Annotated in this window: 26 protein-coding genes; 16 read left to right on the top strand and 10 right to left on the bottom strand. The window is 54.2% G+C overall.

Going from position 1 to position 22,582, the window contains the following annotated elements; translation table 11 throughout:
• Positions 1-41: 41 nt before the first annotated feature.
• Complete coding sequence (locus BOW52_RS09850) at positions 42-872, bottom strand: thermonuclease family protein (protein WP_078483911.1); 831 nt, start codon at positions 870-872, stop codon at positions 42-44.
• A gap of 131 nt (positions 873-1,003) precedes the next feature.
• Between BOW52_RS09850 and BOW52_RS09845 the strand changes: the two genes are divergently transcribed.
• Positions 1,004-2,284: an AmpG family muropeptide MFS transporter gene (locus tag BOW52_RS09845; protein ID WP_236725698.1), complete on the top strand. Its 1,281-nt coding sequence runs from the start codon at positions 1,004-1,006 to the stop codon at positions 2,282-2,284.
• A gap of 7 nt (positions 2,285-2,291) precedes the next feature.
• Here BOW52_RS09845 and BOW52_RS09840 read toward each other — a convergent pair whose 3' ends face one another.
• The 7 genes from BOW52_RS09840 to BOW52_RS09810 all read right to left on the bottom strand — a co-directional run bounded on the left by BOW52_RS09840 (position 2,292) and on the right by BOW52_RS09810 (position 7,914).
• Positions 2,292-2,621: a hypothetical protein gene (locus BOW52_RS09840; RefSeq protein ID WP_078483909.1), complete on the bottom strand. Its 330-nt coding sequence runs from the start codon at positions 2,619-2,621 to the stop codon at positions 2,292-2,294.
• Between the two features lie 165 nt (positions 2,622-2,786).
• Positions 2,787-3,722 (bottom strand): protein-methionine-sulfoxide reductase catalytic subunit MsrP, encoded by a 936-nt coding sequence (msrP, locus tag BOW52_RS09835; protein WP_135622249.1) that lies wholly within the window; start codon positions 3,720-3,722, stop codon positions 2,787-2,789.
• Complete coding sequence (locus BOW52_RS09830; RefSeq protein WP_078483907.1) at positions 3,712-4,206, bottom strand: hypothetical protein; 495 nt, start codon at positions 4,204-4,206, stop codon at positions 3,712-3,714. The genes msrP and BOW52_RS09830 overlap by 11 nt, the downstream gene beginning before the upstream one ends.
• 22 nt (positions 4,207-4,228) lie before the next feature.
• On the bottom strand, positions 4,229-5,443 hold the full coding sequence (locus BOW52_RS09825; RefSeq protein ID WP_172840293.1) for an EAL domain-containing protein: 1,215 nt from the start codon (positions 5,441-5,443) through the stop codon (positions 4,229-4,231).
• 175 nt (positions 5,444-5,618) lie between these two features.
• Positions 5,619-6,050 carry a GNAT family N-acetyltransferase gene (locus BOW52_RS09820; RefSeq protein ID WP_078483905.1) on the bottom strand — a complete coding sequence of 144 codons (432 nt, stop codon included), beginning with the start codon at positions 6,048-6,050 and terminating at the stop codon, positions 5,619-5,621.
• Positions 6,037-7,230, bottom strand: coding sequence for a cupin domain-containing protein (locus BOW52_RS09815; RefSeq protein WP_236725697.1), 1,194 nt, complete (start codon positions 7,228-7,230; stop codon positions 6,037-6,039). The genes BOW52_RS09820 and BOW52_RS09815 overlap by 14 nt, the downstream gene beginning before the upstream one ends.
• Before the next feature lie 261 nt (positions 7,231-7,491).
• Complete coding sequence (locus BOW52_RS09810) at positions 7,492-7,914, bottom strand: FAD-binding oxidoreductase (protein WP_172840292.1); 423 nt, start codon at positions 7,912-7,914, stop codon at positions 7,492-7,494.
• Between the two features lie 659 nt (positions 7,915-8,573).
• On the opposite strand from BOW52_RS09810, the gene BOW52_RS09805 reads away from it, so the two are divergent.
• From BOW52_RS09805 to BOW52_RS09785, 7 genes are all read left to right on the top strand, one after another.
• On the top strand, positions 8,574-10,727 hold the full coding sequence (locus tag BOW52_RS09805) for an adenosylcobalamin-dependent ribonucleoside-diphosphate reductase (protein ID WP_078483903.1): 2,154 nt from the start codon (positions 8,574-8,576) through the stop codon (positions 10,725-10,727).
• A 63-nt stretch (positions 10,728-10,790) separates the two neighbouring features.
• A complete protein-coding gene (locus tag BOW52_RS09800; protein WP_078483902.1) occupies positions 10,791-11,492 on the top strand; it encodes a TSCPD domain-containing protein in 702 nt (233 codons plus the stop codon).
• A gap of 607 nt (positions 11,493-12,099) precedes the next feature.
• Positions 12,100-12,852: an FkbM family methyltransferase gene (locus tag BOW52_RS09795; protein WP_236725696.1), complete on the top strand. Its 753-nt coding sequence runs from the start codon at positions 12,100-12,102 to the stop codon at positions 12,850-12,852.
• A gap of 308 nt (positions 12,853-13,160) precedes the next feature.
• Positions 13,161-13,307, top strand: a complete 147-nt coding sequence (locus tag BOW52_RS17035; RefSeq protein ID WP_172840291.1) for a hypothetical protein — start codon at positions 13,161-13,163, stop codon at positions 13,305-13,307.
• Positions 13,308-13,397: 90 nt separating this feature from the next.
• The gene (locus BOW52_RS17030; RefSeq protein ID WP_172840290.1) at positions 13,398-13,691 is read left to right on the top strand and encodes a sulfur globule family protein; all 294 of its coding nucleotides are present in this window, start codon (positions 13,398-13,400) and stop codon (positions 13,689-13,691) included.
• 692 nt (positions 13,692-14,383) lie between these two features.
• Positions 14,384-15,007 carry a hypothetical protein gene (locus BOW52_RS09790; protein ID WP_135622245.1) on the top strand — a complete coding sequence of 208 codons (624 nt, stop codon included), beginning with the start codon at positions 14,384-14,386 and terminating at the stop codon, positions 15,005-15,007.
• 390 nt (positions 15,008-15,397) lie between these two features.
• On the top strand, positions 15,398-15,772 hold the full coding sequence (locus tag BOW52_RS09785; protein ID WP_172840289.1) for an ankyrin repeat domain-containing protein: 375 nt from the start codon (positions 15,398-15,400) through the stop codon (positions 15,770-15,772).
• Between the two features lie 51 nt (positions 15,773-15,823).
• Here the strand turns inward: BOW52_RS09785 and BOW52_RS09780 are convergent, their stop codons facing one another.
• Positions 15,824-16,513, bottom strand: a complete 690-nt coding sequence (locus BOW52_RS09780; RefSeq protein WP_078483899.1) for an MBL fold metallo-hydrolase — start codon at positions 16,511-16,513, stop codon at positions 15,824-15,826.
• A 222-nt stretch (positions 16,514-16,735) separates the two neighbouring features.
• Between BOW52_RS09780 and BOW52_RS09775 the strand changes: the two genes are divergently transcribed.
• From BOW52_RS09775 to BOW52_RS09740, 8 genes are all read left to right on the top strand, one after another.
• Positions 16,736-17,023: a hypothetical protein gene (locus BOW52_RS09775; RefSeq protein ID WP_078483898.1), complete on the top strand. Its 288-nt coding sequence runs from the start codon at positions 16,736-16,738 to the stop codon at positions 17,021-17,023.
• Positions 17,024-17,078: 55 nt separating this feature from the next.
• Positions 17,079-17,768 (top strand): NAD(P)-dependent oxidoreductase, encoded by a 690-nt coding sequence (locus tag BOW52_RS09770; RefSeq protein ID WP_078483897.1) that lies wholly within the window; start codon positions 17,079-17,081, stop codon positions 17,766-17,768.
• 38 nt (positions 17,769-17,806) lie between these two features.
• The gene (locus BOW52_RS09765; RefSeq protein WP_078483896.1) at positions 17,807-18,244 is read left to right on the top strand and encodes a hypothetical protein; all 438 of its coding nucleotides are present in this window, start codon (positions 17,807-17,809) and stop codon (positions 18,242-18,244) included.
• A gap of 26 nt (positions 18,245-18,270) precedes the next feature.
• Complete coding sequence (locus BOW52_RS09760; protein ID WP_078483895.1) at positions 18,271-18,696, top strand: GNAT family N-acetyltransferase; 426 nt, start codon at positions 18,271-18,273, stop codon at positions 18,694-18,696.
• A 44-nt stretch (positions 18,697-18,740) separates the two neighbouring features.
• Positions 18,741-18,986: a DUF6868 family protein gene (locus BOW52_RS09755; protein WP_078483894.1), complete on the top strand. Its 246-nt coding sequence runs from the start codon at positions 18,741-18,743 to the stop codon at positions 18,984-18,986.
• Positions 18,987-18,990: 4 nt separating this feature from the next.
• Positions 18,991-19,437, top strand: a complete 447-nt coding sequence (locus tag BOW52_RS09750; RefSeq protein WP_078483893.1) for a nuclear transport factor 2 family protein — start codon at positions 18,991-18,993, stop codon at positions 19,435-19,437.
• Positions 19,438-19,443: 6 nt separating this feature from the next.
• Entirely contained in the window at positions 19,444-19,932 is a 489-nt protein-coding gene (locus tag BOW52_RS09745; RefSeq protein WP_078483892.1) for a GNAT family N-acetyltransferase, read from the top strand.
• Between the two features lie 98 nt (positions 19,933-20,030).
• Complete coding sequence (locus BOW52_RS09740) at positions 20,031-21,401, top strand: hypothetical protein (protein ID WP_172840288.1); 1,371 nt, start codon at positions 20,031-20,033, stop codon at positions 21,399-21,401.
• 21 nt (positions 21,402-21,422) lie between these two features.
• Here BOW52_RS09740 and BOW52_RS09735 read toward each other — a convergent pair whose 3' ends face one another.
• Positions 21,423-22,313, bottom strand: a complete 891-nt coding sequence (locus tag BOW52_RS09735; protein WP_078483890.1) for a radical SAM protein — start codon at positions 22,311-22,313, stop codon at positions 21,423-21,425.
• Positions 22,314-22,582: the final 269 nt, after the last annotated feature.

Below are 22,582 nucleotides of genomic sequence, written 5' to 3'. Positions count from 1 at the left end.
AACACGGCTGCAGGCGTATCAAACTACAGGCGACTCTCTTCTCACTGCGTCGATTCAAACTGAGAGGCGTGGGTGATTTTGATCGAGGGTATGCCGCTACGGGTGCCGACCCAGCCGCGGATAACCAGGGGCGTGCCCGGTTGGCGTAGTCCCGGTACTGCTGCCATTAGCTGTTCGAGAAGACTATTTTCGATTCTGGCGGTAAGCGGCCCCTCAAACTCAACCTCACTATATTTGCGCCGTTTTTTGATGCTGATCAGTTGGGTGGTGAGACGGCGAAAGCTGTTACGAAACTTGTCCGCCCCACTGGCTGGGGTGAGCTGGTACTCATCAAGCATCCAGATGCCCAGCTGTTCACGACGTGCCTGCTGTTCGGCGCTCCGATAGTCGTCGGCATATTTGAGATTGGGAGGTCGGGCAACCTGATAAACAATACCCTGGCGAAGCAGCTTACTATTGATGTTCTCGCCATCATCGTTGAAGAGATGTGCGAGTAGGCGGTCGTAGTGGTCGTGGCGTTCGCGATCAAATTCCAGGATGACACTCTTCTCGGGCAGTAGTGCGACTAATGCCTCTCTCGCCGCGTCGCCACCGCTCTGTGCGGGGCTGTTGTGGTGGGCCACCTCGGGAGCGTTGATGCCGAGTAGCCGCACACTGCGTCCATCCTTGAGGCGGATGGTGTCGCCATCAATCACCTTGTCGAGCGGATAACGTGACCGCTCAAGGTCGATACCGGGTAGTGTTACCTGTTCCGCGCCAGAGGTGGGACGATCACCGAAATGGAGCTGACCACTACTATCGCGCCAGCGATAGATCTCGGCATTAATCGTCGCGGTGAGTGTCAGTAGTAGAAGCAGCGCGGTGGTGCGCATGGATAGTCCCTTATCCGATCAAGAAGGGATTGAGCATAGGTGAGTGGTCGAGCGGTGACAATGGAACTGGAGAGAGCTGCTTTAGTCGAAGCGAGCAGCCAAGTAGACTGGCGCGGTTAATCACGGGGTAGATGATGGATTCAAAGCAGAGTGAAGGCAGTGAACGGTCGATGCATGAGATGGTGCGTTCGATCTTCAGTGTGCGAATGGTGGTCGCCTTTGCGATGGGTTTTGCCTGTGGTCTGCCACTGCTACTGACGATCTCGTTGCTGCAGGCGTGGATGAGTGATGCGGGGGTCGATCTCGGTACCATCGGTCTCTTCGCCCTGGTGGGCCTCCCCTACACGCTGAAGTTTCTCTGGGCTCCGATATTTGACCGTTTTACCCTGAAGCTCTTCGGACGCCGCCGTGGCTGGCTACTGCTGGCACAGCTGCTGCTGATGGTGGCGATCGCTACTCTCGGCATGGTCAATCCCGTTGAACAGCCGTGGCTGCTCGCCTTTGTCGCGCTGCTGGTCACCTTCTTCTCCGCCTCACAGGATATTGTTGTTGATGCCTATCGTCGTGAGGATCTGCGCGATGAGGAGCTGGGGCTCGGCTCGTCGCTCTACGTGAACGGTTATCGTATCGGTATGTTGCTGGCCGGTAGTGGCGGCCTGATTCTGGCCGATCACGTCTCGTTCCAGACGGTCTATCTAATCATGGCGGCGACGATGTTGATTGCCGTCGTTACCACCCTGCTGGCGCGTGAACCAGTGGAGGCGGAGGGGACGCCCAAGACGCTACGTGAGGCGGTGATCGACCCCTTTGTCGACTACTTCCAGCGTCCCGAGGCGCTCTGGATTCTCGCCTTCATCCTCTTCTACAAGGTGGGCGATACGATGGCGAGCGCCATGACCATGCCCTTCTATCTGGAGATCGGTTTTAGCAAGACCGAGGTGGGTGCGGTGGCGAAGCTGTTTGGTTTCTGGGCGACGATCATCGGTGGTCTGGTTGGTGGTGTGATGATCCTGCGACTGGGAATCTTCCGCTCACTCTGGTTATTCGGTTTTCTACAGGCGATTTCAACCGCAGGCTTCTCAGTGCTGGCGCTGATGGGTAACTCTCTCAGTGGTCTGGCGGCGGTGATCGCCTTCGAGAACTTCTCCGGGGGGATGGGTACGGCAGCCTATGTCGCTTTCATGGCGAGCATGACCAATAAACGTTTCACGGCGACCCAGTACGCGTTGCTTAGTTCATTGATGGGAATACCACGAGTGATCGCCTCGGCACCGACCGGTTATCTGGCCGAAGGGGTTGGTTGGTTCAGCTTTTTTATTGTCTGCACCCTGATTGCGATTCCGGGTCTGTGGATTCTGCGCCGCTTCTCGCCTGAGCGAAATGGGCTGATGGTCGAGGCGAGAGCGCTCTGAGTCTGGCTCAGCTCTCGTCGTGGTAGCGCCGTTCATGACCACTGCGACGATCGGCAAAACCGATCGGCATCTGATGTTGGCGACGCTCCGACTTATCCATGCGCCGGTTGAGAATCAGGTGTAGTGCACCGATACCAAAGGCGACACTGATTACACCGGAGAAGACCAGTGGCAGCCCCGCTTCAGGGCGAATATAGGGTAGCCAGGTGACCATCTCCGGATGGTTGCTGATCAGCATGCCGATGATGGCGAATGAGAATCCGATCACCAAGAAGATAATCGCGTAGACAAGGCGAAAGCTGGTAAAGGTGTTCGGGTTTTTCTGTAGTCTGCTCATTGTAGAGTTCCGCTAATTATTATTGGTTACGGTCGTCCTGTGGCCCCTCACAGTGAGGCGTCTAACCTCAATGCGGATCCCTTACATTCAAGGATAGTAAACTTTTTCGCAGAATTGCGAAATGGATCACAGTGGGTACTCAAGCAGTCTGCTAGGTGGAGTAGCTTAGCGCCGATGGGCTCGTCGTAGATTTAGATCGGGATCGCCGTTGGGGTAGAGCTGTGCGACCTGCTCAGCGTAGCCGTTAAAGGGTAGGGTGTCGCGTTTTTGCAGTTCACCGATGCGTCGCTCGCGGTTGAAGCTCCATTTGAACTCGGGATGTTCGCGGGTAACGTTGGCGTAGAAACCATAGTCGTCCGACATCTCATTCCAGGTTGTCTTGGGGCGCTGCTCGGTCAGGGTGATGCGCACGATCGATTTGATGCTCTTAAAACCATACTTCCACGGCACGACCAGTCGTAGTGGCGCGCCGTTTTGGTTTGGTAGCGGGTCGCCATAGAGGCCGGTGGCGAGCAGGGTGAGAGGGTGGGTCGCCTCATCGATACGTAGCGCTTCTTGGTAGGGCCATTTCAACAAACGGCGCTGCTGTCCCGGCAGCGGTCGGTCGGCATCGTAGAGGCTGGTGAAGGCGACATATTTTGCACGCGAGGTGGGGCGCACGCGTTTGATCAGCGCTGCCAGCGGGAAGCCCAGCCAGGGGATCACCATCGACCACCCCTCCACGCAGCGATGGCGGTAGTTACGCTCCTCCATAGAGAAGGGGTTGAGCAGATCCTCAAGCGTGAAGCGGGTCGGTTTGGCGACCTCGCCATCGATGCTTACCGACCAGGGCTCGGTCTCGAGGGCGCTTGCCCGGAGTGATGGGTCTCCCTTTTGCGTGCCGAACTCATAGAAGTTGTTGTAACTGGTGATCGACTTGAGCGGGGTGAGCGGCTCATCGGTCGAGTAGGGGGAGCGCGGCGCGGCGGCCAGTGGTGTGGTGGGGAGCAGGGCGGAGCCGAGCAGTGCGGCTGATTGCTGCAGAAAGCGTCGCCGTTGTCGGTAGATCGACTCTGATGTGGTCTCTGAGGGTGTGATGTCGCTGGGCGATTTAATCACCACTGCTACGCATCTCTTCCAGTGAGCTGGCGCGACGCCAGGTTGCCTCGACGATCTGCCAATCATCATCGATCTTCATCAGCAGTAGATCGAAGCGGTGCAGATCGGCGCGCAGATTGACCAGCGCATCGAGATTGCCGATTGGCTGTCCTGCCATCGCCACCATCAATACCATCTCTGCCACATCGTCGTTTTCACCGATCTTGAGTGATTTGATCCGGGTCAACAGGTGGATGCGTTTGTTACGGAAAAATTGCAGGCGCAGCAGGTTGATCGCCTGCTTGCGGTCGATGCCTGAGCGGTTGTTGAACTCGTCGGCAAGGATGGTACGAAACGTCCCCAGCTCACGCGCCTCAGCCGCCTCTTCGGTGCGATCGATCATGGCGCGAATCTGAGTCTCGGCAGAGTCGGGATCGCTGCCGCAGCCAGTAAGTGTGAGGGCAAACAGGAGCGCCACGATGGTCCTGCTGAACTGAGAAATGGTCATGTTGTGAGCTTGGTGTATGCGCCTACCCTTTAGGGATGTTGCCCTGCACCAGCAGTTCGAGTGCTTCATCCTGCGGGCGAGGGCGGGAGAAGAGGTAGCCCTGATTGTATTCACACTTGGCGTCGCGCAGGGTGTGGAACTCTGGTACCTCCTCAACACCCTCGGCGATGATGTCCATGCCAAGGTTGTGGGCCAGACCAATCAAGGAGTCGACAATCGCCATGCAGCGCGGGTCTTTGAGCATGGTGCTGACAAAGGCACGGTCGATCTTCAGGGTGTCGATGGGGAAGTGTTGCAGGTAGCTGAGACTGGAGTAGCCGGTGCCGAAATCGTCGAGGGCGAGACGCAAATCGAGTGATTTGATCTCCAGCAGCTGTTTGATGGCGTGTTTCGGGTCTTCCATCAGCATCGTCTCGGTGATCTCGATCTTGATCTCAGTCGGATCTGCACCACTCTCATCGAGTGTGGCACGAATGTCGTCGATGAAGTGCTGGTCGGCAAACTGTCGCCCCGAGGCGTTGATGCTCATGTAGAGCGGCGGCATATGGGGGTGGTGCTCTTTGAAGATGCTCTGCATCTTGACGTGGGTATTACACGCCTCCTGCAGCACCCAGAGCCCCAGTGGGACGATCAGACCGCACTCCTCGGCGAGGGGGATGAACTGGTCGGGTGGCACCATGCCGCGCTCGGGATGGTTCCAGCGTACCAGCGCTTCAAAACCGCCAATATAGCCGGTCGCGGTTGAGACGATCGGTTGGTAGTAGAGCACCAGATGGCGTTGCTCGATCGCCTCTTGCAGCTCCTGTTCCATCTTCAGTCGCTGTACGGCACTCTCACGAAACTTCTCGAAGTACTCGTTGGTTTTCTGGTCTTCAACAACCGCACCGTTATCGTGGCACTGCAACTTGCGGAAGCGCTGTAGGATTACCCGCAGCAGCAGGTTGATCAGCGGGTCGGCGTTATTCATCTTGTTACTGACGTATTCGCGGCTGATGATCGCCAGATCCACCTCGCCCAGAGCGGTAGCGGTGGCGGAGCGCAGGCTGTCGTCGATCAGTGCCATTTCACCAAACAGCTCGCCCTTCTGCAGTACGGCAACGACCAGTTTTCGATCGTCGACCTGGGTGGATATTTCGATCTGGCCGCGTTCAACCAGATAGGCGACATCGCCTTGATCGCCTTCACAAAAGATCACCTCATCGTGGGAGAAAGTCTGATGGTGTCGTTGATTGTCCAAGTTGCGGCGCCCTTCTATTAAATGACTGACAGGGGACTCTAAGCCTTCAGAGCTCGTGTCACTGAACGTTTTGGCTGCTTCCATGGCGGCACCCTCACGATTCTATGCCTATCGCGGGCAAATTGACTAGAAAACACATTGTGTGTGGTGATTCTGATCAACTAATACAGCCTGATTATAGACCCCGTCTCATCCTTTGGTGGGGGATGTTGGCATCGAGAAAGGTATCACCCTCGGCAGTAAAGCCGAAGCGCTCATAGAAGCCGATCGCGTGGGTCTGTGCGTCGAGATTGAGTGAGGGCATTGAACGTTCCTCAGCGATCTCGATCAGCTTGCGCAGTAGCGCGCTGCCAACGCCTCTGGTGCGGTGGGATTTTACGACCGACATGCGACCGATATGGCCATCATGGAGCATGCGGGCGGTGCCGATGGCCTGACCCGAGTGATCAAAGGCGAGCAGATGGATCGCCGCCTCATCCTCACCATCCCACTCCAGCTCCTCGCTCACCCCCTGCTCAACCATGAAGACCAGTTCACGGATGGTGCGCAGTGCGCTCCGGTCGAGCTGCCAGTCGGCAATGCGAACCGTGAACTCAGGCCGGCTCATCGTCCTCATCCTCGGGGAAGTAGAGGCAGCCCTCGTTGTGCAGTGCACAGAGCAGTTCTGAGAAGCCGGGCAGACCGAGCAGCGGCACGAGTTCGACGGCGCTGTAGGTGCGCTGTCCGGCGAGCAGGGTGGCGGCGAACTCGAGCCCTGCTGCGAGCGGTTGCTCCTCGCCCGCGACAAAGAGTCGAATCTTGCCGGACTCGTCGGTGTAGTGGGCGTAACGGCAGTACTCGCTACGCCACAGCGTCTCGCCTGCAGTGACCCGTTCATGCAGCGCTGCCGGGGTCAGCTCCTCATCCGGGTCGGGCAGGGTGTGACCGGGGCGAATGTCGGTGGTGTGGCGTGCGAACCAGTGGTCGATGGTGGCGTCATCGAGCGGCAGGTTGCGGATGATCTGACGAATCTTCTCTCGCGCCTCGGCGCTGATCTCGCCGGGATGTGGCTGCGGCGCTGGCTGGGGATCGCTGTAGAACTGCTCCGGGTCGATCTCGGCGATCTGCTCGGCGAGAAAGTGGGAGGCGATATCGGTCACCGCCGGGGCGCGGTAGCCGACCGAGAGGGTGATGCAGTCGCCCTGCGCCACACCGTGGTGGGCGACACCCGGCGGCAGGTAGAGCATATCGCCCGGCTCCAGCACCCAATCCTGCTCGCTCTCGAAGTGGCGCATGATGCGCAGGTCGAGTCCCGGGATCAGATCTTCATCGGTGGGCGGGGTGTTATTGATCTGCCAGTGACGCTGGCCGTGGGCCTGAATCAGGAAGACATCGTAGTTATCGGCATGGGGGCCGACCGTGCCCTGATCGGGGGCGTAGCTCGCCATCACATCGTCGAGACGCCAGTTGGGGATGAAGTTAAAGCGCTCCTGCAGCAGCGCCAGCTCCGGTACGTGTTTGTTGATCTCCTGGACCAGGATCGTCCAGTGGCTTTCGGGAAGCTCAGCGAAGCGCTCAATCTCAAACGGGCCGTGCTCTATCTGCCAAGGCTTGAGACCATCCTTCTCAATGATCAGTCGCGATTCGACCTCCTCCTCGAGCGAAAGCCCGGCCAGCTCCTCGGCAGAGACGGGGGAGGTGAAGCCGGGAAAGGCCTGGCGGATCAGCAGCGGTTTCTGCTGCCAGTAGTCGGCGAGAAACTGCTCGGTGGTCAGCTCACCAAGGTTGAGTAACGGGATTGAGGTCACATCATCTCCAATCTGTATTTCGTTTTTAGTTTTGCCGGTTGGTGTACCAATACGCTCTCGTAGGCCGAGCGGCTTCCCGGATTGCGCGTTGCTCCATCCGGGCTACGTCATCTACCGTGGTGGCCGCCGCTATCGGTATCCGGCCATTTTCTCATACGTCTGTTTTCGATTCTGCATTGTCCTGCAGCTCCTGTAGCCGGATGGAGCAACGCGCAATCCGGGGGTATGGGGTTCACTCCCACCAATGGCGTCGAAATCTTCTTAATTGGCGCTCTTGCCTGCTCGTGCCAGCTCACGCTCCACCTGCTTCAGCTCATCGGCAGAGAGTGGTTTGTAGCCACGCAGAAAATCCCAGCCGTAGCCCCAGCGGTAGAGGGTCGGCCAGAAGGGGGAGCCGCCAATGCGCACGCCGCTATACATCAGCGCCGCCACCCCCGCTTCGCCCCGTGCCGCGACACACTGTTCAAGTGCGTGGTCGGCGGTGATGCGTTCGGCATAGCTGCCACCGCGCCAGTAACGCAGGTCGTGTTCAACGCAGCAGCTGAGCCAGAGTTCGTTGTTAAACAGGGTGCCGTCGGGAAACAGGCTACAGCCGTCACTGCTGAAGGGACGAAGGGTCTCTGCGGCCAGGCTGGGGAGCGGCAGAAGTAGCAGGATCGGCAAGAGGAGTGGCGATAGTTTCACGATTCAGTTCGGACAACGAATTGGGCGATCAGTATAAAGGATCGATCTGGAGAGAAGGCAGGCAAACGGCAATAGACAAATATTTGCTGGTGGGAGTTGGTTTCACTGTCTGTTATCTGGTTTCGCAACGAGGCGCCTCTCCTACCTATTGGGTGGTAGAGGGTTGAATGGATATCTCGCTTGTTCGAGCGCCATGTGCAGATCGTTGAGTCGGCCTCAGTTTTTGTGGCAAATCGTGTTTATTGGGTGTGTTTTTCGTGGTCGCTGAAATCGAATTGACTGATCTCCAGATAGGGGCGTGCTCAGGGTGTGTGGGGGCCTGTTCAGCAGAATAATGCGACAATTTGTCCACATTGAGGGGTTAATAAGCTGTGGATAAGCTGTTTATAGTGACCACTAGATCTAGTGTTGTAGGGGTTTGCTGTAACTATCGTTTCTATCTTGATGATTCTACTGGAAAAATTTGTAAGTCGTTGTTTTGTATGGAGTAATAATCGTGTAATCTCCCTTGACAGGTGTGGGTTTGACGCCTAAAGTACTCGGATCTCGCCACTACATCTTGTGGTAGAGGCGTTTACAACAAGAATCCGTCTTCAAGGGAATGGGTCTGATGCAGCAGCGTTGCTGTATCCATACGATAATAAGGGGAGTCTCCGTTAATGAAACCCGTGCAGGTTAATAGTGTTGGTGGTCACGTGAGTGAAATTCCGTTCCAGTCCGCGTCTCTCGATATATGGGATAAGAAGTACCGTCTGAAGGCTAAAGATGGTGCCGTTGTCGACCGTGATATCGACGATACCTACAAACGTGTAGCGCACGCCCTCTCCGAGGTTGAGACAACCCCCGAGAAGCAGGCGGAGTGGAACGAGAAGTTCCTCTGGGCGCTGCGGCACGGTGCTATCCCCGCCGGTCGTATCACCTCCAATGCCGGTGCGCTGGAGCACAAACCCGCCACCTCTACCATTAACTGCACCGTCTCCGGCACCGTGCGCGATTCGATGGATGACATCCTCTCCAAGGTTCACGAGGCGGGCCTGACGCTGAAGGCGGGCTGCGGTATCGGATATGAGTTCTCCACCCTGCGCCCCAAGGGTGCCTTTGTCGCTGGTGCGGGTGCCTACACCTCCGGGCCGCTCTCCTTCATGGATATCTTCGACAAGATGTGTTTCACCGTCTCCTCTGCTGGCGGTCGTCGCGGCGCACAGATGGCGACCTTCGATGTCGGTCACCCCGATGTGATGGATTTCATCCGTGCCAAGCGTGAGGACGGACGTTTGCGCCAGTTCAACCTCTCGCTGTTGGTTACCAAGGAGTTCATGGAGGCGGTCAAGGCCGACATCGACTGGAAGCTCGCCTTCCCGGTTGATCAGAAAGAGGTCGATACCGACAAGCTCGATATCAACGATCCCGAGCAGGTGATCTGGCGTGACTGGTCGACCAAAGAGGGTTACGTCACCAATGAGGCAGGTCTGGTCGCCTGTCGCATCTACCGCACCGTCCCGGCCAAGCGCCTCTGGGATGTGATCATGGCCTCCACCTATGACTATGCGGAGCCCGGCTTCATTCTTATTGATCAGTACAACGAGATGAACAACAACTGGTGGTGCGAGAACATCCGTGCGACCAACCCCTGTGGTGAGCAGGGTCTGCCCCCCTACGGCTCCTGCCTGCTCGGCTCGGTCAATCTGACCCAGTTTGTCGTTAATCCGTTTACCGACGAGGCGCACTTCGACTGGGAAAACTTCGACAAGACCGTCGGCATCTTCACCCGCATGCTCGATAACGTGGTTGAGATCAACGGTCTGCCGCTCGAGCAGCAGCGTAAAGAGATCGAAACCAAGCGCCGCCACGGCATGGGTTATCTCGGCCTCGGCTCCACGCTGACCATGCTCGGTATGAAGTATGGCGAAGAAGGTTCGCTCGAGTTCACCGAGAAGGTGACCCGTGAGATGGCGATTGTTGGCTGGAAGAGTGCACTGGAGCTTTCCAAAGAGAAGGGCGCCGCGCCGATCCTGATCGAAGAGTTCGAAGTCACCCCCGAGATGCTCTTCAAGCGTCCCGAGATGGTTACCGACGGCTTCAAGCCGGGCGATATGATCAAGGGCAGCGCGCTGCATGCCAAGTACAGCCGCTACATGCAGAAGGTTGCAGAGGTAGAGCCGGAGCTGGTTGAGCAGCTCGCCGAGCACGGCGCACGCTTTACCCACCACAGCTCGATAGCCCCCACCGGCACCATCTCGTTGAGTCTGGCCAATAACGCCAGTAACGGTATCGAGCCAAGCTTCGCCCACCACTACTTCCGCAACGTCATCCGCGAAGGCAAGAAGACCAAAGAGAAGATGGACGTCTTCTCCTACGAGCTGCTCGCCTACCGTGAGCTGATCAACGCCAAGGCGATGCCCTTCTCCGAAGAGGCCGAAGAGAAGCTGCCCGACTACTTCATCTCTGCCGATGATATCAAGCCGAGTGCCCATGTCGATGTGCAGGCCGCGGCGCAGAAGTGGATCGACTCATCGATCTCCAAAACTGCCAATGTCCCAACCGACTACGACTACGAAGATTTCAAAGATATCTACCTCTACGCCTACAAGCAGGGTCTCAAGGGCTGCACCACCTTCCGCTTCAACCCCGAGGCGTTCCAGGGTGTGTTGGTCAAAGAGGCGGACCTGGAGAACACCACCTACCGCTTCGAACTCGACGGTGGTGAGATCCTCGAGGTGAAGGGTAATGAAGAGATCGAATACGACGGCGAGATGCACACCGCCGCCAATCTCTACGACGCAATGAAAGAGGGTTACTACGGGAAGTTCTAGGGAACGGAACCGAACCGGCGCACAGCGCCAACCCCATCAGGAAAAGATTCAGGAGTAGATAAGATGTCTATCAAAATTGAGAAAAAGATCGTTGGTTTCAGCGTCGCCAAAGAGAACGAGGCGAAGACCGAGGCCAACGCTGATGAGCAGGATCGTCGTGAAGAAGATAACGTCATCCACATGCACGAGAAGATCGAGCGCCCCGAGATGCTGCTCGGCTCGACCTACAAGATCAAAACCCCGCTCTCCGAGCACGCCCTCTACATCACCATTAATGATGTGATCCTCAACCCGGCCACCGAGCACGAACTACGTCGCCCCTATGAGATCTTCATCAACTCGAAAAACATGGACCACTTCCAGTGGATCGTCGCGCTGACACGAATCATCAGTGCGGTCTTCAGAAAGGGTGGTGATGTCACCTTCCTGGTCGAAGAGCTCCGCTCTGTATTCGATCCTCGTGGTGGTTACTTTAAGAAGGGCGGTAAATACATGCCATCACTCGTTGCCGAGATAGGTGATGCCATCGAGTGCCACCTGCGCATGATCGGCATGCTTAAGGATGATGGTCTAGATGAGCATCAGCAGAAACTAATCGATGAGAAACGCGCCCAGTACGACAGCACCGTGAAACAGGCTGAGAAGAGCGGTGCCAGCGATTTCCCAGAGAGTGCGAAGCTCTGTGTTAAGTGTCATACCAAGGCAGCCATCATGATGGACGGCTGCTTAACTTGCTTGAATTGTGGTGATTCGAAGTGTGGATAAATAGGTACTAACCGAATGTTGTATAAGCACAGGATGTGCGCATCGGACGACAGGGAATCAGCCGGGCTTCGCTTTTTGTGGGGTCCGGCGCTGACCGCCGCCGTAGGCATAAACGGTCGCGTTAAGTATTTGCCGCTTGCTTGGGCTTGGACGCCCAAAACAAGCTTCCGCAAAAATAGCGACTCCCCGAATCATCATCTACTACAGATTTTGTCTCTGTAACTGTATGGATAGATGAGCAGTGGATAGAAGATGAATTCCTGGCTAAACGATATGCAAAGATAGTTACTACCGAATACGCTCCAACGATAAACAAGGATGTCATTTCTGTAACGCTGGTTTATGGCTATGACATTGGTATTGCCAGCTTAACAAGGAATATGACTCACAATTTTGATCCAAACGCATTGTAAGATAATCCGGGTCGGAGTTGCTTGGTTGGGGGTGTTATTGCACTGCCCCACAATGTTTCGGTTGTAATGTGAAGTTGATAAATCATCAATACCCATAATTGTTAGGCAAAAAACCAAATAAGGTAGTTTAAATCTGGATGTCGATAAGAAGGTTTCTGTTGAAGTTAGCCTCTAGGTACCTTGCCGCTCGAAATATGATTGCTGTGAGGCGTACGCCATTAAATGAAGTGACTGCTTTGATTGAGCATTTGGCTCCCGTCAGTTTTGGAAAGGAGTTAATTCGTTTGGGTCCTGACCGTGACGGTGGGTACCTTGTTCCTGATGTGCTTGATGGGATAGCGACTTGTTATTCACCGGGTGTTGGATCTGTCTCTGGCTTTGAGAGTGATTGCGCAGATCGTGGCATGGACGTGTATATGGCTGATGCAAGTGTTGAGAAGCCTGCTGTATCAAATGACCTGTTTCACTTTAGTGATAAGTTTATCGGTGCTGCTTCTAATGAAGCGCATATGACGTTGGATGAGTGGGTTGATTTGACTCGGCCTGACTCGGAAGGTGATTTGATACTGCAGATTGATGTCGAGGGGGCGGAATACGAAGTGTTCCTCTCCGTGTCAGAGCGGTTGTTAAAACGCTTTAGAATTATCGTTGTAGAATTTCATGGGCTTGATCAGCTGTTTAATCTTCCCTTCTTTGAGTTGGGATCTCGGGTGTTTGATAAGATTTTGCAAACGCACACTTGTGTGCATAACCACCCCAACAACTATTCCGGTTCTACACGGCTTGATGACATTGTGATTCCTAAAACCACAGAACTGACTTTTCTACGTAATGATTATGTGAAAGAGGCCGCTCCCGTGACAGATTTTCCACATCAACTAGATTGTGATAATTCAACTAAACACCCACTGCATCTGCCTAAATGCTGGTATCTCTTTTCACAATGAAGAGTTCAGCAACGCCTAAGTTTTAGATAAGGCTCATTGGGGGTAGTGTAAGAACGCCTTGGTCTTGCGCCTCTAGTCGAGATCTATGATTAAGGGGTTTTACGCTGCCCCCAGCTACCTCGATTAGCCAAATATTTTGCTCAAGATTAATTTCCGTAACTGTAATTAGATCAGGCTTAATCTGGCGTACTAATAGGGTACCCGTGGCTTGAGTAATTGTAGAATTCGGCTATATCTCACTTGTTACGGTGTTGCTTTATTGCAGCGGCCGGAAATAAATTATTAATGACGTTCAAGGGAGAAATGGTATGAAGATCATTCAGTTAACTGCCGCTGCAGCGGTACTTCTTGCGGCTTCAACGGCATCACAGGCTTGGTGGAATGGCCCTGGCTGGGGTGGTAACAATTGGAAGATGCAGCAGCGGCTTTATGTCGACGTAGAGTCACTGAGGTAGTTGTGTAGAGCCGCGAAGAGGTGATTACGCAACGTACGCAGGACGGTCGGGGCGCAGCAGGCATAAACGGTCGCGTGAAGTTTTTGCTGTTTGCTTGGGCTTGGATGCCCAAAACAAACTTTCGCAAAAATAGCGACTCCCCGGAATTGGAATAACCGAGGAGGAGGCTGGGGTGATGGTTCTGGTGATCTCGATGGCTCCTTTAACTTTGGTATGAGTGGTCGAGGTAGCGGCAGTGGTTATGGTAGCGGCTATAACGACTGGAGAAACCAGAACAACTGGAATAACTGGAACAGAGGTGGATATGGTGGTTATGGCCCATACGGCTATCCCCCCTACGGATATCCTCCCCGTGGTTATGCTCCCGCTGACCGCCATGGATAGCGAGGGGCGCCGTAGGCATAAACGGTCGCGTTAAGTATTTGCCGCTTGCTTGGGCTTGGATGCCCAAAACAAGCTTCCGCAAAAATAGCGACTCCCCGGCGCACCGGTAGTACCTGCACCCCAGTAGAGAGAATAATCTCTTCCTGAGAGGCGACTAGTCATCGATGGCTAGTCGTCTTTTTTATTGAGCCAGGTAGGGTGGGCATGAACTAAACGCCCACGCGGAATAGATGCGGTCGGATCGTAGGCATCCTGGGATGTGTGCTCTATATAGTTACAGCTGTTTGTTTGTGATGGGTTGTCATCAGAAATCAGCACGAGTAGCAGGTTCGTTGGAACCCTGGCATCCAGATTATCAGCCCCCTCCTGATTGAATGATGGGGTGGCATCAGAGCCACTTTTTCAGATAAATATCCTGAAATTCACGGAGATCCTATGTCGACCCTGTCTGTCTCGTAATCTGAACATATTTCACTCTGAAGATGTGATGTGTCCAATAAGTGGTTGTATTGATAGTGAAATATCTCGGTTTGAGAGTGGCTATGAATCTTCTTCGTTTGGTGGGTGTTCTCTTATCTCATTGAATTGATGTGGAAATTTGTGTAATATTTCGCATCTTTCAAAAGAGCGTCTAAACTCGCGTCCCCTCTGTTTAGTGCTCATATTCTTAGTTAAACATCCTAGGTGAACATGTGACCGAAACCGAAGCAGAAATGGAGCTCCGTGTCTGGAAAGAGCTCGCAGTGAGTAAGCAGGTACTGATGCTGGCAGCGACTGAAGCGCTGAAGCTGGACAAAGATTGTACCCCGGAAGAGCTTAAAGTGGCGCTTGACGCCGCTATCAAGCGTTCCGCCGACGCCGATGTGAATATTAGCAATGCACAGGAAGAGGCTAGACTCTCTGTTGCTGCGGTTGAGCAGGTACTGTCAAAAACCAAAAAGACACTCGAGAGTGTTGAGGCTGAACTTGCCGAGACAAAAGCCAAGCAGGAGAAGCTTGAGCTGCAGCTTGGTACTGACCGTACTAATCACGCGCAGCAGATGCAGAAAATCAAGGATAGCCTTGCCGAGAAGGAGCGTGCTATTAAGACGATCAGCACCACCCTCTCTGACACACCCGAGAATGTGGTGAAGAAGCTCAAGACGCTGAAGAAGCAGAAGATGGATGAGGCCGATGCCCGTAAAAAGGCTGATGCAGCTCTCGCTACTCTCCGTAAGGAGAAGAAGCAGCTCGAGCAGGAGAAGAAGGAAATTGAGCAGGAGTTGAAGGAACTGAAGGATGCGCAAGAGAAGCCTGAGGAAGAGGCTGCCGCGTAACTCTCTAAAGAGTGGCTGTGTAATCGACGCCCAGTGTAGAGCAAGCATGATTAGAAGAGGGGGTGGAGCAATCCACCCCCTTTTTTTGTGCGCTCGATTTAAAAAAATCAGTTTGGTGAGAAATATTCATTACTATTGGAATGGGTGATTAGATGGGATGGCAGGATGTCGTGCCCAGAGAACCTGTCCAGGTGGTGTAGTCGTGGAATCAAACGCTGACCGCCATGGATAGCGAAGCGAAGGCGGTTAGTGGGGCGCCGTAGGCATAAACGGTCGCGTTAAGTATTTGCCGCTTGCTTGGGCTTGGATGCCCAAAACAAGCTTCCGCAAAAATAGCGACTCCCCGGTGATTGGTCTGATGTTAGAGGCTTGCTTCGCTACATGGCGGAGATGTTTCCGTTTGATCAGAACGATCCGTTCGTTGCAAAAGAGATCGATATAAACGCCAGGATACCTGGTGGTGATACGCCGCTACATCTGGCGTGTCAGTGGGATGATCAGCTGGCGATTAGGTTATTGATTGAGGCGGGTGCAGAGGTTAACGCTGTCGGTGATATGGAGAGCACACCTCTGCATGAGGCGGCTATGTTTGCATCGCGTGAAGCGGTCGAGCTGCTTTTGTCTTGTGGTGCTTCAAAAGCTTCTGTTAATACATTTGGAATGACACCGTTAGAAATGTCCCTTAAGCGGGGTATTGGTGAGATCAGCGAACTGCTCGTCATCGACGGTGTAGTTGGGCCAAATCTCTCTGGCACTAAGCAATAGCGATGTAGGATGCCTACATGGTTTTATATAATCGAGAGTAACGGTCTGATATCACTTGTCAGCGCCACATCGAAGATTACCAGGCACTGCAATATCCATCTTTTCCGGTCTCTCGAGTTTGAGGGATCTCATCTCATCGATATACGCCTCGCGGTTGACACCGCCACCCAGTCTCATGTTGTACTTTTTCTCTTCACCGATCGTTGTTGAGCGAAACCCTCTGTAGTCGTGTGCGGGGTAGACGATGGTCTGCTCGGGTAGGGTGAAGAGCTTGTTAGTGATTGAGTCGTAGCTACTTCCGGGATCACCCGATTGAAAGTCGATACGACCACTGCCACGAATCAGCAGGGTGTCGCCGGTAAAGACGATACCGTCAGTGAGATAGCTGATGTCGGTGTTGGTGTGTCCAGGTGTGTGGACCACGCGCAGTTCATGCTCACCAAAGGCGAGGCTGTCACCATCCTCCAGTAAGAGATCGGTACAGGTGGTGTCTGCATTGCCGTGAACGCCAAGCTTACAGCCGAATGTTTCGCGCAGCAGGGATCCGCCGGTAATGTGATCGGCGTGGATGTGAGTCTCTAGTGAGTAGAGCAGGTTGAGCTGTAGTTCACGGATCAAGGCGATGTCGCGTGTGCTCTGTTCAATCACCGGATCGATAATGACGGCCTTGAGGCTGGTCTCATCCCACAGCAGGTAGCTGTAAGTGCTACTGGTGGGGTCAAAGAGTTGTCGTAACTGCATCCGAATCTCCGCTTTCCCTTAACTGTATATGAGAGTAAGAAGGGTGGTGTGGTTGAGCGCTCTGATCAAATCATATCTTTGTAATATGAGTGGTTGGGGATGAATTCAAGTGAGGCGTTGACTGATAATGAGAACCTCGATTGGATATGTAGCTGTTTTATGCTCACGCGTTAGACTCTTTACGAGTGAATAGTGATTAATCTGCTATAAAAAGGGCAATGTATGAATGTCGATAAGTGCCATAAAAGAATAGAGAAGAAGGTGAAGCGTGGTTTTCAGGGCTACCCTTTGATTTCCGTTGATTACTACGGCCCTGATGATTCGCTGGCAACCAAGGTGATAGTCGGGTTTGTGGCTGAAGAGGGCTTTAAGCCACAGCAGCAGGAGTTTGAGACCGAGGGTGATATCAGAGAAGAGGTCAACGTGCAGACGACGATCCTTAAACTCATCGAAAGAACAGAGGCGAAGACGGTCACCCTGTCTGAGGGAGTGACACTTTTGGCCGAGTAAGAGAGGTCAATATAGAGTCCTGATTAGATACCTGGCAGGGAGCGAGAGGTTAAAGATGAAGAGAGTTTGTATCATCGGGGCATCCGGCAAGCTGGGTCAATATATGGTGCAGCATGCACTCGATCGTGGATACGAGGTGGTCGGGGTCTGCCGGGAGAAGAGCGTTGCTAAGCTCGACACCTTCAGGGATCGCATCACGATTATTCCCGGTGCGACCAATGACCGGGAGGTGATCGAACGGGCGGTTGAGGGGTGCGACGGTGTGCTGACGGTGCTGGTGCCGTGGGGGGTGAACGACTACTCATCCGGCACGGCGCAGGCGGTGCTTGATCTGGCACCAGCCGATGCGCGTCTAATCTTCTCCTGTGGCTGGCATATCTCGCGTGACGGTCAGGACGTCTACTCATTTACCTTTAGGGCGTTAGTGGCGGTGTTTGGCAAGTTGATGCGCCTCTTCCGTCTGGTCGACATCGATGATCAGGTCGAGGCGTGTCGTCGCATCTTTGCCAGCGACAGAAAATGGACCGTGGTGCGTGGCAGTGATCTGGAAGAGGGTGAGAGTCAGGGGCTGCCTGTCTGGAGTCGCCATGTCGGTGATGCAGTGCTTGAGAGCAACCTGACTCGTCGTATCGACTTCGCGCTCTTTATGGTGACGGCACTGGAGGATGATGCACTCATCCAGGAGGCACCCGCGATTGTCGGTCGTCGCTCTCCGTCGGCGCAGACCGCAGAGGCGGCCAGTTAACATAGATGATTTCGACTAATAACAACTGAGGTGGTGTGATGGAGAAGACATTTCAATTTAGTGGTCCGATGGCGCTGCTTGTCGGTGTGGTGGCGCTGATTATTATCGGTATTCGTTTGGCCAGCATGGGTGGTAACAGTGATCCGGAGCTGGAAGAGGCGGTTCGCCAGGAGCTGTGGAGTGATCATGCGGGTGGCATGGTCAGTCAGCTGCGACAGAAGTTTGAGAGCGGCTCGATGGCTAAGGGCGATGTGGAGAAGGTCGGTGCTGAGGCGATTTCTATTCTCAAGATCGGCACCAGTAAACCACTGCTAAGTATGTCGACCAATGAGCGGGTAATCGTCTTTGTGCGTTACATGGTTCCCGATGACGACAACGTTCATGAAAAGTATATGGAGTTTACCAACGCCACCCTCGGTGGCTGGCGTTATCGTTACCGCAGTTCTGTGATCAGCTACTATTTGAATCTCTTCTAATGTAGGCGTGATGAATCTTTAATCTTATGACGATCAAAATTGCAGAAACGGAACATGAGATTCGCAGCTGCTATACCGTTATGCGTGAGCTGCGAACCCACCTGAATGAGCAGGAGTTTGTTGAGCGGGTTGCCGTAATGTCGCCTGCCGGGTATCGGTTGAGCTATATCGAGGCTCAGGGGCAGGTGGTCGCAGTGGCTGGATTCAGACCGGGACATAATCTCGCCTGGGGACGTTTTATCTATGTTGATGACCTGGTGACACTGGCAAGCAGTCGCTCCAAAGGGTATGGCCGTCAGTTGATTGAATGGCTTCGCCTGTATGCCAAAGAGCATGGATGTGGCCAGTTGCATCTGGATTCGGGTCTGCAGCGCGCCGATGCACATCGTTTCTATGAGCGTGAAGGCGTGAATAAAACCAGCTATCACTTTGCCGAGGTGCTCGGTTTGTAATCTGATTCACCGCTAAATTAATAAATAAGATTGGGAGGGGAGTGATGGGGCTGCAGCAGGTAACCGACTTCTTTATGTGGTGCACAATTATTAACGGTGGAATCTACCTTGTCTGGATTCTCTTTTTTGTCTTAATGCCCGACTTTATCTATCGCATGCAGAGTCGCCTCTTCCCGCTCTCACGAGAAACATTCAACACCGTGGTCTACGCTTTCTTTGGCGGTTTCAAACTTCTCTATATGATTTTCAATGTCGTTCCCTTGGTCGCGTTGTTAATTATTAAGGGGTAGTGGCATGGAGGTGATCGAGGTCTTTAAGGGATTTGCTGCAGATTTTGAGCTGTGTGTGGCCGATGATAATTGGTCGCGTCTGGCAAAGTGGCTGGCTGAGGATGCGATCTATCTGAACGTGGGTGGGCCAGATCCACGCTTTGAGGGGCGTGATGCGATCATCAACTATCTTCGTGAAGATGTGATGAATCTTGATCGTCGCTTCGATTCGAGAAGACTAGAAGCGATCACTGAACCGCAGGTAGAGGGCTCGCAGCTGAGCCGGCGCTGGCGGGTGACCTACACATTTGCTGGCACCCCCGATCTGGTGGTGGAGGGAGAGGCGAGGTACCTGATTGTCGACGGGCTGATTCGCCGTGTCGAGGAGGAGGCGACCCCTAAGTCGCTTCAGGCGGTCGGTGCGTGGATGGCGCAGTATGGCGAGCGGCTGCAAGGCTCGTCTGCGAGTTAGTCTGTGATGAAGATCCGCGAAGCGACCGTTGCCGACTTTGAACAGATCTGGCCGATCTTTCACCCGATCGCCGCTGCAGGCGAGACCTACGCCTATCCACGCGAGACCGACAGGGAGCAGGGAAGGAAGCTCTGGATGGAGTTGCCGCGCAAGACCTTCGTTGTCGAAGAGGATGGAGAGATTCTCGCCACCTACTACATCAAGAGCAACCAGAGTGGTCCAGGCAGTCATGTCTGTAACTGCGGCTATATGGTGGCACCGTCTGCGCGTGGGCGGGGGCTTGCAACAGCGATGTGTGAGCACTCCCAGCAGGTTGCCGTTGAGCTCGGTTTCAAGGCGATGCAGTTCAACTTTGTTGCCACCACCAACGAGGGGGCGGTGCGGCTCTGGCAGAGGCTCGGTTTCGAGACGGTGGGGCGGCTGCCGAAAGCGTTCAATCACCCTACCGAGGGTTTGGTCGATGCACTGGTTATGTATAAGTGGTTGAGTGGATGAGGTCGGTGCATTTTCCTGACGAACATACTCTGCAGGCACGTGTTGTTCGGTTTACACCTGGTCAATCCCTTTTATGGCTCGCCCTGTCTCTCTTACTGATGATTCTCTATAGCAGTACAGCTCAGGCCGGTCTTCTTAGCGCCATAATGAAAGCGGGCAAAAAGGCCGATATCGATACACCTGCGCTTAAATATGATGTCGATCTTCCGGGAGGCAAGGATGACCTGGTGGGCGCGCCCTATCTTGATGAGTCGGGAAACTGGAAGGTTAAGTTAAAAGATAAATCGATTATCGATCCCAGTGCTCCCTATGCACTGCAGGCCGTAGGAAAGAATAAATTGCGGTTGCTCATCGATGTTGATGACCTGCCATCATCCCTGGATAAGTTTCTAGAGTTGCCGCCTCATCTTGAGATCTATGTGGTGAGAAAGAAGCAGGCGTATCGGCTTAAAAAGGCAGAAGGGTGGTCTGTTGCTAAGGGGCGGGTAGAGGTTGCTGTTGGTGGTGTCGATGCATTGCAGCAGGCGGTCTGGCATCTGCAGCGCCCCTGGTCTTCTGGAGCCGTGCATATCGTCGGTGCTGGACTGAAATCCAGGCAGGGTGGTTCGCGGGTGGCGTCGATCGATATCGAACAGTTCCTTAATGATCCCGCCAGGCTCAAACATCAGACATTGGTGGTGCCAGGCAGGGTTTCTGGCAATGAATTGTTTGTGGCAGGGCAGAAGGGACAGGGCGTTGATCTGCGTCGACTGAAACAGCATGCGCAGGAGAACAGCATTAATCTGGTGGTGCTTGATGCGGTCGATCAGAAGGCAGCGAGAATGGTGGGTAAACAGCTGTTACAGCGTCTCGATGCTTCGATGATCTACGATGACACGGCCAAATTCTTTCAGCGCTTCGGTGGCGATGAGGCGATGAGACTCACGTTCGATCCCTCTCGCAACTCACAGACACTGATCAGCAATAACGCCTACCGCCCGATCGTAGAGCCTGTGGCTGGGGCACCCGTGTCGGCCGCGACGGTCATAACCGATATTTCACTGCATGGCCTGTTGCATGCGGTGCACGTTATTCGTCCCGATCAGGAGCATGCACGGGAATATGATCAACGCATCGTGCCGATGATCCACTCCAACGTGCAGTGGTATCTGCTGGCCTCGCTGATACTCGGCTTTATGTCGTTCAGCTTTACTCGCTCGGTGTGGCAGAGGATCTGGCCGCCGAGGAGGCGTGAGCAGTTTGGCAATGTGATCTTTTATGCCAGCTACGCACTGTGGCGTGGCCTGCTCTTTGCCTTGCTGTTTGTACCCCTGTTGGGTCTGTTTACTTTTATCGCGTCAGTGGTGCTGTGGGTCTACCGCCTGCTACGCCGTGTTGTGTTGGCGATCTGGTGGATGATTGAGACGTTATTGATTAAGCCGCCTCGCTATATCTACCGCAAGATTGCCGGTAGCCAAGAGCCCGAGTAGGACCTCTAATATGCAAACAGACTACAAGCCGCGCTGCCACATCTCTCGTAGTGGTGCGTGCTCAGGTGTATCTATCGCTGTGCGGATCTCAGTGAGCAGTCGCTGTTTGTCTCGTCCCAATATCCCTTTCAACGCCAGATAGTTTGAGGCGTGGTCACTGCGAAAGATGGTGTTTTTCAGCTCGCAGTGGCTGACGAACTGCTCCAGTTCTGAGAGCAGAGCGCCGCGTTCCAGAAGTTGAAAGTCACTATCGAAGCCTTCGCGGAAGCGCTGTTCACCCTCCGGTAGCATCAGTGCCAGGGTCGAGAGGTATTCAGGTTGGATCGCGTTGAGCGCCTCGGCTGAGTGGAGGGCGTGCCGTTCGGAGAGCGACGCACCGCCGAGGCCGTTGATGATCATTACCGAGAGCTTGATGCCCGCAGCCCTGGTGCGGCAGAGTGCCTCGATGGTCGATGCGGCAGTCTCACCCTTATCGATGCGCTGCAGTACCTCGTTATCCCCCGACTCGATACCAACATAGAGCAGGCGCAGTCCCGCCTGTCGAAGATCACGTAGCTCGCGGTCGCTTTTGTTTGTGATGTTTCTCGGCATTGCATAGGCAGAGACTCGCCCTACCTTCGGTAGCTCGGTTTGAACCTTATGCAGGATAGAGAGCAGGCGACGGCTGGAGAGCACCATTGCATCGCCATCGGCAAGAAAGAGCTTTCGCGGGAGTGAATCAAGCTTGGTAATGGCTTCAATCTCAGCGAACAGTTCACTCTCCGGGCGGGGGCGAAACTGTTTGCTGCGATACATCTCACAGAAGCCACAGCGGTTCCAGGAGCAGCCTAGTGTGGCCTGGAGAATCAGTGAACCCGCCTCGCTGGGTGGGCGATAGAGCGGTTCGACATAGTTGAGAGGGAGGAGTGACATCAGCGAAACATATACCACTCAACGCGTCGATGCGACTCCGATATTGCGACTGTTGATCTATCGGCGTTGGCCTGAAAGATGATGGCAGAATAAAGACCGCTTTAAGTTACTGGTTTTGTCGGTCGGGACCGAGCTTGATTATCCCACTGCAGCAATTGGACAAGGCCGCAGCCGCTGACCGCCATGGATAGCGAAGCGAAGGCGGTTAGTCCGCGATAGTCGACGCCGTCTGCCTATTCGTAGTTGAGAGCGAGAGCGAACGACGAAGA

Origin of the sequence: Solemya pervernicosa gill symbiont, from assembly GCF_002020875.1 — a bacterium.
Lineage (GTDB): Bacteria > Pseudomonadota > Gammaproteobacteria.
Note: the sequence above shows the minus strand (reverse complement) of the source record. Positions and strands in the feature narration are given on the sequence as shown.